We start from the raw sequence: 13793 nt of genomic DNA on the forward strand, positions 1-13793 counted from the left end.
TCTCAACAAGAGCTTCCAATTTCAAAAGATTAGGGATAAATCCAATTCAAATCTGGAACCAAACTGCTAATATCACGATGAATACTATTGAAATCAGAAATTTCCAAGCTATTTATATTGATTTTATCCAAAATCGTATCATTAAAATCTTTAAAATATAAGTATCTCCGTGTAGTATAGCTCCCCGAATTCGAATGACGTTGATACCTAATACTGTATTCTATAGCTGCAATTTCGTTCCAGTAGAGACGATGTTCTTCACGAAACATCCCAGCCTTTAACTCAATATATTCCTCAGTCATCACTACTGCAATAGGTTGGCGAGATTTCACATAGTTACTGATAAGGGCTGCTATAACAAAAGCAGAGGTAATTCCCCAAATAGCTATTAAAATGGGAGATATAAACTTATTATTTTGAGTCTGCACCGTCTCGGCTTGTCGTCTGATACTGGATTTTCTCTCTTCCATTCTCAAATTGACCGCATTGACAATCTCTTGTAAACGCTCTTGATACTCTGCATCCGTTTCATTTTCCATTTTTGGAGAAATGATTCTTACCCTGTCAATCGTCATTGGTTCAGCATCGAGTATGTATTGCTCACGGGTAGTCGATAGGTCTGTTGCAGTAGAAGTACTACTGCTGCTTAAGTCCGGTTGTGTCAGAAACAAGAAGAAGATTGTTACAATAGTAGCGTAAATCAATATCCAGATAATGGATGTTTGACCCTTTCTATATTCAATCCTATTCTTGATATTGTTCATTTATGAACACCTTTCTCAACAAGAGCTTCCAACTCTGTCAAGCGGGCTTCAAAGACCTTGAAGGCATCGTTGAGATAGTCTTCCTTGGTCATATCCACACCAGCTTTTGCAATGACATTGAGTGGATAATCAGAGCTACCAGCCTTGAGATAGTTGAGGTAGTTGTCCTTGTCCTCTGGGCTACCATTGACAATCTTGTCTGCCAAAGCAGACGCTGCCGCAAAGCCAGTTGAATATTGGTAAACATAGAAATTGTAATAGAAATGTGGAATACGAGCCCACTCATACTGAATCAGTGGATTTTCTTCCGCAGACAGGCCGTAATACTTCTCGTTAAGCTCACCATAGAGCTGGTTGAGGAAATCAGCAGTCAAGACTTGGCCTTCTTGGTCAGCCTTGTAAATAGCCTGCTCAAACTCAGCAAACTGGGTTTGGCGGAAGACCGTTCCACGGAAGCCGTCGAGGTAGTGATTGAGAATAGCAAAGCGGGCCTTGTCGTCTTCTACTTCTGCCAAGAGCTTCTCTGTCAGGAGATTTTCGTTGGTTGTTGACGCAATCTCAGCCAAGAAAATCGAATAGTGACCATAGACATAGGGCTGGTTCTGACGAGTCAACATCGAATGGAGCGAATGCCCTGTTTCGTGAATCAGGGTGTACATATTGTCCAAATTGTCCTGCCAGTTGAGGAGCATGAAGGCGTTGGTGTCGTAAGCACCACCTGAATAGGCTCCTGAACGCTTTCCTTCGTTTACATGAACATCAATCCAGCGATTTTCAAAGGCTTCTTTGACGATAGCTGCGTACTCATCACCAAAGATATTCAATGTATCCGCACAAGTAGTCAAGGCCTCCTCATAAGTAACTTTTGTGTCTGTGCTAGAAAGTGGTGTGTACATATCGTACATCTTAAGGTCATCAATACCCAAGAGTTTCTTACGCAAATTGATGTAGCGGTGCAAGAGCGGAAGGTGCTTGTTGACTGCTGATACTAATGTATCGTAAACGGACTCTGGGATAAAGTTGGCAGAAAGGGCTGCGTGACGGGCTGAATCGTACTTCCGCAAACGAGCTTTCAGGTTATTGACCTTAACGTTAGACTGAAGGGTCTTGGCGTAGGTATGCTGGAACTGCTCGTAGGTTTCGTACAGAGCCTCGTAGGCTTCTTGACGCACTTCGCGATTTTTGGACTCCATGAAGGAGATGTAGTTGCCGTGAGAAAGGGGCACCAACTTGCCGTCCTCATCTGCGATTTCTGGGAAACGCAGGCTGGCATTGTCCAAGACAGAGAAGGTTTCAGATGGTGCTTCAAAAATCTCGCTGGTTGCCGCAAGGACTTCTTCTACTTCCTGTGACAAGATATGATCCTTGGCTGACAAGAGTTTTTCAAACTGGTGACTGTACTGAACAAGGGCTGGTTCTTCCGCTTTAAAGGCTTCCAACTGCTCTTCGGTAATGGCCATAAATTCTGGCTCATAGAAGGCAAAGGTCTGAGAAAAAACTGAGTAAATGCTCAAAGCTTTAGCCTGAAATTCCTGATACTTCCCTTCACAAGTGTCTTGGTCATTTTTCATGGACGCATAGACATAGAGCTTTTCAAGTCGACGCATGAGCCCAAGCTGGGTTTCGCTAATCTCCAAAAGGCAATTAGCTGAGTCCAACAAGTGACCTGCAAAGGCCTTGGCTTTTTCTGTTTCTGCTTGGAGATCAGCCAACTCGACTTCCCAAGCCTCATCTGTTGGGAAAATAGTCGCTAAATCCCACTGGTATTTTTCTTCGATTTCATGACGTTGTTTAGACATATATTAAATCCTCCGTAACTCTTATTCTAACATAAAAGAGCCCCTCTTTCCAACGGAAAGTGGAGGGCTTACACTTTACTCACTACCAGTAAAGTAGGTTTTGGCATCTGATACTGCTTCCTTGACAAAGCTGTCATAGAATGCAAGATTGGGGATACCATATTTATTTAACAAACCGTCAACGTAACTGCTTCCTTCAGCCTCTTTGATACTTCCTTTTTTCTCCTGATTATTAGCCTGATGGACAAAATTTCCTTGTAGGTCAATCGTTAAATGTCCATCATTTGCAAAAGCGATAGAATAGCCACTAGCTACAAAATACTGTCCAACCTGCCCCTTAGCTTCGCTTGCCTTCTCTTCGCCTTCGTATTTGTCAGTCGCTACTGTATAGTCACCGCTTTCGACAAAATAGGTAATCTTACAACCGCTTGGATAGGAAAGCATATAATATTCTTCAGTAAAAAGGTATTCCGTACCATCTTCAAAGACTATGAGTGTTCCTCCGTCATCTCCTACTTCTTTAGATGCTACATTCTGACTATGTTGGGTTGTAAACTTTTGAGCCTCTTTCTCATTGATTGTTTGCACTTGCTGACTGGAGGCTGTGGTGGTTTGCCCCTCCTCATGCCTTACAGCACAGACCGATAAGCTAAACAATAGTAGCAAAGAAGCACTTACTAAAGCAAATCGACTGAATTTCATGACAAACCTCCTGTATCCTTTTTAGTTTATTATATCATTATTTACACATTTTGTCTGTAAATTATAGGTGGATACAGCACTTGTTTTTCCTTGTCTTGCATTTTGTCATAAAACTTATCAAAAGCCAGATAGATTGGTGTCAGGTCTTGTTTGATTTGGGCAAAGCCAATGGCAGAGCGGGGCAGACGATAGTGGGGATACCAGTCTAGTGCTGTCTTGGTCAGTAGATTTTCTCCACGACCATAAGCTTCTGCCTGCAGAGCTAACCATTTTGGGGTTTTGTAGTAAAGTTGTCGAGCAATATATGCTGGTAAATCCCTATCCAATCTACAATCCATACGAGATAAGGCTTGCTTGGCAAAGGGCAATCGCAAGATATCCAGTAAGTTTCCTTGACCAAAAGGAAAGACCTTGGTCAAACAATGCACCTTGCCCCGCAAGTCTTCATGAATGAGGTAGCGTAGACGCAATTGCTTTCTTTCATCATCCAACTCCCAGAGATGAAAGCCCATGTTCATACTAAAGGAGAATAACTGGTAATGCAGTTTGGTCAACCTATCCTTAAGCCAGAGGTCCTTGCCTAGCAACCAAAGAACTTGAAAGCCAGCTTCATGATAGGCCCGCGTTCGTTCTTGTAAGTGAGAAATTGATAGACTGGAGCATTGGACTTCTAAGGCCAGTCGCTTATTAACCAATAAATCTGCTAGTTGGTTAATCTCTGGTAGGTATTTTTCCAGCTCAACCTGCTCCACTCCTACCAGCCAGCTATAAAGCTCAGATTTGAGGGAGAGATGCTGGGTAGATTCATTCTCCGTAAAAAACGGGCACTCTTTCCGACTAAGATGAGCAAAGTGCGGTCGCATGATTTTGCCAGAACGGTAGCGGACTGGACTGGAACATAGGGGACAATAAAAGTCATCAGCCCCAAAATTGCCAAGTTCTAGAATATTAAACAACTGATTGGTTTTATTTTTTACGATAAACATATTTTTTCCTCATCCTATTTATTCGTAAAAGCTACCAATATGTTTCAAGGAGATTACTTAATCTATTACAGAAGAATCAACTTTAGATATTATGATATATCATTTGTTTCCCTTATATTTTTTTGTTATAGTAAATATAAGAATATATGGAGGCGCATGCTTATGATTCGTTTATCTTGTTCCCTATTTGGAACTCCGACTATCTCAGTCAATCAAACGGAAGTCACACCGTCCTACACAAAAATCGCTGCCCTACTTTACTATCTCATCCTCAGAGGCGAAGCCAGTCGTGAAGAGGTAGCTACACTCTTGTGGGGGGATAAGAATTCCGAAAAGGCTAGAAAAAACCTGCGCAATACCATCTATCAGACCAATAGAGAATTAGGCATTGAGGCCATTATCAGCCCTAACAGGTCCATGCTAGCTATGAACCCTGATATAGACATCTCCTGTGATGTGCAATTATTTTTATCAGCCCCTGTGCACAAGCTCCATCTCTTCAAAGGAGAGTTTCTGGAAAATTTTTATATCAAGAATTGCCAGGAGTTTGACTTTTGGATAGAAAAAATCAAGTCCCAACTGGAAAAGACCTATCTGACAGCCTGTCAGCAGTTGCTGGAAAAACAAGAGCACTTGTCTGACCTAGAAGGAGCTGAGAACCTCATCCTTCGGATGATTAACATGGATGAATTCAATGAGGATTACTATCTTAGCTTGATGAAACTCTATTTGGAGGTAGGGCAGACAGGAAAGATTATTGAAACCTATCATCGCTTAGCGCAACTTTTGGATAGGGAGCTAGGAATTGGTCCTGGTGAAGCGATAAAAAACCTCTATTATCAAGTAGTCCGGGACCATACAGAGAAAAAAGACACTCAGTTAGCACCCAAAACCGACTACTTTTATGGAAGAATTGAAGAAATCCATGCTCTCGAACATTTCCTAGCCTCTGTCTTAGAAACTAGTAGTCGCGCCTTTTTCCTCCACGGTGAAGTTGGCTCAGGAAAACGAAGCCTGGTCCGCCAGGTCTTGGCCAACCAGGACCAACGTTTTTCTATCCTTCAAATCAACTGTTTACCAGAGGACCTCTACAAGCCTCACTCCATTTGGCAAAAGATAAGTCGTAGCTACCAATGGATTTTTCCAGATAGATTAGACACAATGGCGTCTTTAGACCAAGCAAGGCACAGTGATTACATAATTGATTGTTTAGACAAGGCTAGTCAGAAACAAGCTATTCTTTTTTTGATAGAGGATGCTCATTGGATGGATAAAGAAAGTTTACAAATAGTGCTGGACTGTATTCATGCTCTAAGCCGTGCTCCTCTAGCATTTCTATTGACCAGAAACTTGCGGCAAAATAAGGACTTGGATTACCTGGAGCATTACCTATCCAATCGTCAACTTGCAGAAAGACTGGATCTGAAAAACTTATCCTTTTCTGAAAGTCAGAACTTCTTGCAAGAAGTTAGCCAGCAGGCCGCTCTCTATGATATTGATCAGATTTACCACTACAGTCAAGGTAATTTATTTCTCCTGGACCAATATGCCCAGCAAATCAAGGAAGGCCATGTATTTCATCCTCTAACGGCAGCTATTCGTTCCAAAATGGCTTTGCAGGTTCATGCCCTAGAGCCAAAAGAAGAAGAGTTGCTCAACTACCTCTCAACCTGCAGTGCTGGAAGTGATGTTAGTCTATTGACTGATTTAATGGGACTAAGCCATCATGAAATGGTCGCATTGATCGATCAGTTAACCAGCAAATCTCTCATCCTACAGAAGGAAGTTGATGATCGACTGGAAGTACAATTTCGTCAAGCTGTCTTAGGAGAATTTCTCTACGATCAGCTGCCTCTATCAAAAAGACGAATCTTGCATGAACAAATTGCCTTTCATCTAATCCAAAAATTACAACTTCAACCCAACAACAGTGTCCTATTGCTAAAGATTGCAAGGCATTTTACAGCTGCCAAACAACCCCTGATGGCTCTGGAATATCGTTTACATCACTTAAATCTGGCAATCAAGTCGCACTACGATCTTTTTCCTTTGAGCTCTAGTAATGGCCAACTAAGCAGGGGCAAGGAAGAAAAGAATGTGCTCTGGATCCAGGAACAGTTGGCTGAGGTGCGGGAAACCATGGCCCATCTCGAAAAGCTTTATGGCGACCAGCGTCAGTTCCAGCTTCTTCAAGTTCGATTTGAATTTTATGAAGGTCGTTACTATATTCGAATTGGTAACTATCAGAAGGGGGTAAGCAGTATTCGGAATGTGATCGCCAGAGCCCACGCGCTCCACAATCAAGACTATCTATTAAAGGGTTATCGACAGTTTATCCATTACTGCATACAAATTGAAAACAAAACCGACCTGGGCTACTATGCTGAATTAGGTCTGGAAACCGCTATAGAGGCCAATAATCACGAGGCAATTGGGATGTTTTTACGATTTAAAGGACTTTTTAATCTCATGTTAGGGGATGAGGAGAAGGCTAGTCGTCTTCTCTACGAAGCTATTGATTGCTTTAGTCTGACAGCTTCCATGAGGAAAAAATACGCCATTCAGATTGCTGCTGCTTTGGATTATTTAGCTGAGATGGCTCAAATTCGAAGAGATTTTCTGACTGCCATCCACCTGCAAAAAGATGCTATCGAATTGGTGCAAGACCAGGCTCCACAGTCATCTACTCTTGGTTTTTATATCGGCTTGGGGACTTCCTATTACCATTTACAAGATTTTGCAGAAGCTCATTCCATCTTCCAGGCTGCTATGCAAGAAGTTAATCAGCAGATTTATCCTTGGAAAGAAGTGCAACTCAAGCTTTACTTGGCACTACTTGGCTGCCAGAAACATGATTATGCAATGGCCCATGACCTGCTCGACAGGAAGGGTGCCTTGATTTCTCTCTATTCTAACCCAAGAGACAAGGGCATGATTTATTACCTGATGGCAAAATTAAAGAATGAAATAAATGACAACCCATCATTAAAGGAAGAATTCGCTCATAAATTAGAAAATGACTTCAGCCACTACTACCACATCGCCAAACAATTTCTGAACCCTTATCGCGACCGTTTGCTTCTGGAAGATTTGGAGAATTTCATGAAAGCAACTAAATAAGCTCAACTACAATCATACAACCAAAAAGGAAGGATCTATTCACTGATAGTCCTTCCTTTTTCTAGTTATCGTAGGAAAAGTTTTTATTTTCTGTCGTGTGTTTGCACTAAAATCCGTGTCAGATAGAAGATAAGCGTTGCTGCTAAGTTGGCCGTATGGTTGTCTATATCATGAGGTGGAGATGTTTCAACAATATCGATACCAACAATTTTATCACTAGCCGCCAAATATTGTAAGAGTAGAACGGCTAGGTTTGGATCGATCCCAAGAGACTGAATGGCACTGACACCTGGTGCAGAGCCCACTGAAAAACAATCCATATCAATGGTCAGGTGGATAGACTGCTGACCTTGGATAAATTCATCTAAGTAAGCGCATATTTTTTCATAGCCCATTACATAGAGATTCTGCCCTGTTAAAAAGGAAATACCTGCTGATTTGGCAACAAAATCAAAGAGAAAAAGATTGGTATTATGTTCTTGAATCCCTAAGGCTAAGTAAGGAAATTCATATCCCTTTGCCTTACAGTCATCGTAAATCTGCCGAAAACCAGTACCAGAATTTGGGCCAGTCTGGTCATAAGGGCGAAGATCAAAATGTGCATCGAAGTTGATAACAGCGATAGGTCCTTCCTGTTCCAAGCCAGCCTGTAATCCCTTGTAGTGTCCATAGGCTGTTTCGTGGCCTCCACCCAGGACAATCGGAAAGAGATTTAACTCCAGCATGCGCTGAACAGCTGCAGCCAAACTGTCCTGCAATTGAGCCAGGCTACAATTGGGGCCATCTATATCCCCGACATCGTAAATCTTGACTTCTTTGCCCAAATGCCAAGGTAGTTTAGCTAATTGGGTTCGGATACTACTAGCCCCCTCTACGGCTCCAACACGTCCATGATTGATATAGACACCCTTGTCACTCTTAAAACCAATAATCCCAAAATGCTTTCCATCGAAGCGTTTCAACGTTTGGTCATTGAGATCAATAAATTCCATCACCATGCCCCATTTGGCAGTATAGAGATCATCATCAAACCCTCTTTGATAATAGGGATAGGTCATTGGATAATAGTTACTTAGCATGTTTTCTCCTGGTTATCGTCTTCATCATCAAACTCTGACAGAATAGGAGGTCTTGTTCCTTGATAAGACCTCCTATTTAGTATAGCTATCTAACTACTTCCTGTCAAATTCTGTTCAGGCAGGCTTATTCATACTGGATTGTCAGGGCAACAGCCTCTTCCACTGCAGCCAAGAATTCCGGACTTTCAATCACAAGTGAGGCTTTATTCAGCTCATCATAGATTTCAATGTCTTTGTCATTTTCGATGAAATCCACCTGCTGTCTAAAGACTGTATAGGCTGGTTTGGTCCCCTTACCAAGTTTGGCACTATTTTCTTTCAAATCCAGAGCTTGACAAGCAGCCATGATTTCTGTTGCAAGGACACGGCGTGCATTTTTCAGTATTTCTCCTGCCTTACGAGCTGCAATTGTTCCCATGCTGACAAAGTCTTCTTGGTTTTCACAAGATGGAATAGAATCCACACTGGCTGGATGAGAGAGTACCTTGTTCTCAGATACTAGGGCTGCACAGGCATATTGGGTAATCATAAAGCCTGAATTGCAACCAGGGTGTTTAACCAAGAAGGACGGCAATTTGCTGAGCTGACTATTAACCAGACGTTCAACACGGCGTTCGGAAACATTACCGATTTCTGCAATCGCGATACCCAATAAATCAAATGGCTGAGCCATGGGTTCCCCGTGGAAATTCCCGCCTGAAATAACGTGGCCATTCTTACAAATGATTGGATTGTCCGTAACAGAGTTAATTTCGATTTCTACTTTTTCTTTGACATAGGCTATCGAATCCTTGCTCGCTCCATGAATTTGCGGGATACAACGTAAGGTATATGGATCTTGCACGCGCTGAATGGTCGCCACTGTCGTATTGCCACTATCTTCAAGAAGCTGACGGATATTTCTTGCCGTTGCAAGTTGGCCACTTTGAGGACGGATAAGATGTAATTCTTCTTCAAATGGACTGGTAATACCATTATGAACTTCCAGTGACAATGCTCCAGCAATATCTGACAATTTCAAAAGCTGGATGGCATCGTAGGTCACTAGAGCACCGATAGCTGTCAAGACCGTTGTTCCGTTGATCAAGGCCAAGCCCTCTTTTGCTGCTAGGTGAATAATATCAATATCTGCTTGCTTCATCGCTTCCTTACCTGAAAGCAACTGTCCCTTGTAATAGGCCTTCCCCAAACCTAACATAGGTAAAACCATATGAGAAAGCGGAGCAAGGTCACCTGATGCACCCAAGGAGCCTTTTTCAGGAATAAATGGATGAACCCCCTTGTTCAACATCTCCAGCAATTTTTCAACGGTTTCAAGGCGAATACCTGAATACCCTTTGACCAGAGAATTGATCCGAATTAACATAATAGCACGAACCACATCCTCTGGTAAGGGATTGCCAAAACCGCTAGAATGGGTGCGAATCAAATTTTCTTGCAACTGAATAGTATCTTCCGTAGGGATACTAACATTACAGAGGGAACCAAAACCAGTGGTCACCCCATAGACAACCCGCTTTTCCCTGACAATATCATCCACAATCTGACGAGAAGCCAGCACATCCGCCTTAGCCTCTTCTGAAATCAAGCACTGCTGACCATCTCTAGCAACAGCTACAACATCTTCTAAAGTCAAACTTTTTCCATCTAATACAAGTGGTTTTGTCATAACTTTCATCCTTTCGTTTTTCAGGAGGGTTCTATTACACTTTCTTTCGTCCATGCATGAAGAAGTAAATCGCACTAGAAATCAGTAAACCAATCGCTCCATATACAAAGTTCATTGGGTTATCTCCCCAAATCATAATCAAACTAATAACTACTGCAATAGTTGGAATGACTGGTCCAAATGGCAGACGGAAAACTACCTGTGCATTCGGCTCATCCTTACGTAATTTATTGACAGCTAGAGCTGTTGGGATGTATTGGAAGAAACGAAAGACCACACTGAGGGTAGCAAGAATTTCAAAGGAGCCTGATAGTAAGAGGATTATAGCAATCACGCATGAGATAATAATGGCTACAACTGGCGCATCCTTGCTATTTTTCCGAGAAATGGCTGCTGGTAATAAACCTTCCTCGGCAATGGCAGCACCGAAACGTGGCACCATGATGGATTCACCCATGTTCAGACCAGTAATAGAGATAAGGGCACCGATTGATACTAGCCAGTAACCTGCAGGACCAATCATCTTCACAAGAGCATCTTGCACAGGAGCCTTTGTATCCATTATACCAGAACCTAGCATGGCAATGGTACCCCCAATAATAAGCATATACAAAATAGAAACAATACTAATAGAACCTAATATAGCTCGAGGAACATTTTTCTCTGGATTTCTCATCTCACCTGCAACGATAGAGAGGGTTTCAAAGCCGATAAAGCCATAGAAAATATAGATGGCGGTGCCTGAAATCGCTCCCAGCAAGGTTTGTCCTTCAGATAATTGAACAAAAGGACTAAAGTTTGACAAGCCTTTAGGAATAAAGAATATAGCACATAGGGAGAAGAGTATGATTGGAATTAACTTGGCAATGGTTGCCGTAATGGTAAAGACTTTGGAGGTTCTCAAACCAGCAATGTTCATCAAGGACAAGAGAATGACCAAGCCGATACTAAGTGGAATGTTCATTCCTTCAAAGGCTGGGAAAGTGATGATGAACATCTTAGCAAAACCTGCTGCCATCGCAGCCCAGGCGAACATGGTTACCATCCAGCCTAAGATGCCGACATTAAAACCAATAAAATCACCGAAAGCACGTTTAGAATATTGGAAGGCACCGCCGTTTTTTCCAAAGTAACCTGCTACCTCAGCAAAACAGACCGCTAACATGATGGTCAGGATAGCTGTTCCTAGCATAACAGCGATGGAAGCTGGACCAAGGTCCCTATAAATATTTTGCGGCAAGAGAAAGATACCAGACCCAATAACAGCGTTGATACCGTATAAGGTCGCTCCTGTCAGAGAGAATTTTGCACTCTCCTGCGTCGATAACTGTGTCTGTTTGTTTTCCATGATATGATCTCCTAAATCTTCTTCTAGATCATGTTTCTACTTAGGTCAGTAGACCTAAGTTTAGCAATAAGTGCCTTAGGCTTTTGGCAAGCTTGACAAGCAGTTAGATGAAGGGATCGGGGAGGCAACTCTTTGGTCTCAACTACCAGCAATTCCTTTGCTGCTAGATGACCACTTCCCCACCCTTCTATATGGAAATCCAAATTGACTAAGGCATAAATAAATTGAAAATCACCCTCACACTCTACCACCCACTTGTTCTCATCCATCACCTGTAAATCAGCTTGAATACTATCGTCAAATATAATATTAAAATCCTGTGCTTTTCCTATGCATTGGATGGATTGTTCCCCCTCAAACCGATGGATGTGATAAGGAGCCAGAGTTACTTGTTCACCACTATTCATATCCTGCAAGACAATGGTTTGGTCTAAGCTTAATAGGATTCGGTGATATGAAGGTAGCGAGGTAAAGGTAGATTGTTCCGTGTCCATACTTGCTGTGGACAATCGAAATTGAAAATTTCTTTCACCATAGGAAGACTGCGTAGGAAAGAGATAGAGTTGAGTGGTTCGTCCACCTGACCAGGATGTTTCTTGGTAATCATTTGTATTATACTGTTCAACTCTGATCATCCTTCCACCTCTCTTAGAAAAGACCTGTGATATTGCCCTGGTTGTCAATATCAATTTTTTCACTCGCAGGAACTTTTGGTAAGCCTGGCATGGTCATAATATTTCCTGTCAAGGCGACGATAAAGCCAGCACCTGCTGAAACTTTGACATTACTAATGGTCACTGTAAAGTCTGTCGGAGCTCCTAATAGATTAGGGTTATCTGAGAATGAATACTGGGTCTTGGCCATGCAGATTGGATAGAAACCAAAACCTAGTCTTTCCAGTTCTGCTATTTCTTTTTTAGCAAGTGCTGAGAGTTTAACCCCTTGACCACCATAGACTTTTGTAACAATTTTGTGTAATTTGGTTTCAATACTGTCTTCTACATCATAGACAAATTGGAAATGATTTTCTTCTTGAGCTAGTTGGACGACCTTCTCTGCAAGTTGACGCCCTCCTTGACCACCATGTGCCCAAACATCAGACAGTACTACATCAACACCACGTTTGGCACAAGCAGTAGAAACTGCCTCTAATTCCGCCTCTGTATCCAACGGGAATTTATTGATGGCAACAACCGCAGGCAAACCATAAACTTCCTGAATATTCTCCAAATGTTTTTCAAGGTTTGGTAAACCTGCAAGTACTGCTTCTACATTTTCTTGAGCCAGGTCAGACTTGGCAACTCCTCCGTGCATTTTAAGGGCACGAATAGTAGCTACGAGTACAACTGCGGATGGTCGTAAGCCGCTTAGACGACACTTGATATCAATGAATTTTTCAGCGCCTAAATCTGCCCCAAAGCCAGCTTCTGTAACCACATAATCTGCATATTTTAAGGCTAATTTGGTAGCAAGAACACTATTACATCCGTGAGCAATATTGGCAAAAGGACCACCGTGAATAAGGGCTGGGGAGTGTTCAAGGGTTTGAACAAGGTTAGGGTGAATGGCTTCTTTCAAGAGTGCTGCCATTGCCCCAGCTGCCTTAAGATCTCCAGCTGTAACCGGTTGACCTTGGAAATTATAGCCGATAATAATTTTTTCCAGTCGTGCCTTCAAATCAGCTATATTTTCAGATAAGCATAGAATTGCCATAATTTCTGAAGCAACGGTAATATCGTAGCCATCTTCCCTAGGTACTCCATTTACCTTACCATGCAGACCATCGACAATATGGCGGAGCTGACGGTCATTCATGTCGACTACTCGTTTCCAGGTAATCCGACGGCTATCAATTCCCAAGGCATTTCCATGATGAATATGATTATCAATCAAGGCTGCCAGCAGGTTATTGGCTACACCGATGGCATGAAAATCTCCAGTAAAATGCAAGTTAATATCTTCCATTGGAACAACCTGGGCATAGCCACCACCTGCTGCACCACCTTTAACCCCAAAGACAGGCCCTAAAGACGGCTCACGCAGGGCGATAATAGCCTTTTTACCAATAGCAGACAAGGCATCGACCAAACCGACGGAAGTTGTTGTTTTTCCTTCCCCTGCTGGAGTTGGTGAAATAGCCGTTACCAAAATCAATTTCCCATCTGGTTGATCTTTCAAGGCTTCTAACTGACGACTGTCAATTTTGGCCTTGTATCTACCATATAAGGATAAACTTTCTTCTGGAATACCTAAACGGTCTGCTACCTGTCCAATGGGTTCCATTTGGACGGAATTCGCAATGTCAATATCTGATAAAACCATGGCT

At 42.3% G+C, this 13793-nt stretch carries 10 protein-coding genes; 1 reads left to right on the plus strand and 9 read right to left on the minus strand.

Annotated features, from left to right (window positions below; genetic code table 11):
* Positions 1-29: 29 nt before the first annotated feature.
* The 4 genes from ACEE44_RS05320 to ACEE44_RS05335 form a co-directional block, all read right to left on the minus strand.
* On the minus strand, positions 30-764 hold the full coding sequence (locus ACEE44_RS05320; protein WP_449171513.1) for a hypothetical protein: 735 nt from the start codon (positions 762-764) through the stop codon (positions 30-32).
* Positions 761-2563 carry an oligoendopeptidase F gene (pepF, locus tag ACEE44_RS05325; RefSeq protein ID WP_449171514.1) on the minus strand — a complete coding sequence of 601 codons (1803 nt, stop codon included), beginning with the start codon at positions 2561-2563 and terminating at the stop codon, positions 761-763. Before pepF ends, ACEE44_RS05320 begins: the two co-directional genes overlap by 4 nt.
* A 75-nt stretch (positions 2564-2638) precedes the next feature.
* Positions 2639-3265, minus strand: a complete 627-nt coding sequence (locus tag ACEE44_RS05330) for a hypothetical protein (RefSeq protein WP_449171515.1) — start codon at positions 3263-3265, stop codon at positions 2639-2641.
* 41 nt (positions 3266-3306) lie between these two features.
* Positions 3307-4251 (minus strand): competence protein CoiA, encoded by a 945-nt coding sequence (locus tag ACEE44_RS05335; protein ID WP_449171516.1) that lies wholly within the window; start codon positions 4249-4251, stop codon positions 3307-3309.
* 162 nt (positions 4252-4413) lie between these two features.
* Between ACEE44_RS05335 and ACEE44_RS05340 the strand changes: the two genes are divergently transcribed.
* On the plus strand, positions 4414-7371 hold the full coding sequence (locus tag ACEE44_RS05340; protein ID WP_449171517.1) for an AAA family ATPase: 2958 nt from the start codon (positions 4414-4416) through the stop codon (positions 7369-7371).
* Positions 7372-7454: 83 nt separating this feature from the next.
* Here ACEE44_RS05340 and hutG read toward each other — a convergent pair whose 3' ends face one another.
* The 5 genes from hutG to ACEE44_RS05365 all read right to left on the minus strand — a co-directional run bounded on the left by hutG (position 7455) and on the right by ACEE44_RS05365 (position 13789).
* On the minus strand, positions 7455-8450 hold the full coding sequence (gene hutG / locus ACEE44_RS05345) for a formimidoylglutamase (protein ID WP_449171518.1): 996 nt from the start codon (positions 8448-8450) through the stop codon (positions 7455-7457).
* A 124-nt stretch (positions 8451-8574) separates the two neighbouring features.
* A complete protein-coding gene (gene hutH, locus ACEE44_RS05350; protein WP_449171519.1) occupies positions 8575-10119 on the minus strand; it encodes a histidine ammonia-lyase in 1545 nt (514 codons plus the stop codon).
* A 34-nt stretch (positions 10120-10153) separates the two neighbouring features.
* Positions 10154-11467, minus strand: a complete 1314-nt coding sequence (locus tag ACEE44_RS05355) for an APC family permease (protein ID WP_449171520.1) — start codon at positions 11465-11467, stop codon at positions 10154-10156.
* A 23-nt stretch (positions 11468-11490) separates the two neighbouring features.
* Positions 11491-12102: a HutD family protein gene (locus ACEE44_RS05360; protein WP_449171521.1), complete on the minus strand. Its 612-nt coding sequence runs from the start codon at positions 12100-12102 to the stop codon at positions 11491-11493.
* A 13-nt stretch (positions 12103-12115) separates the two neighbouring features.
* Complete coding sequence (locus tag ACEE44_RS05365) at positions 12116-13789, minus strand: formate--tetrahydrofolate ligase (protein ID WP_449171522.1); 1674 nt, start codon at positions 13787-13789, stop codon at positions 12116-12118.
* Positions 13790-13793: the final 4 nt, after the last annotated feature.

The sequence above is a fragment of the Streptococcus sp. 32226D021BW genome (assembly GCF_053545015.1).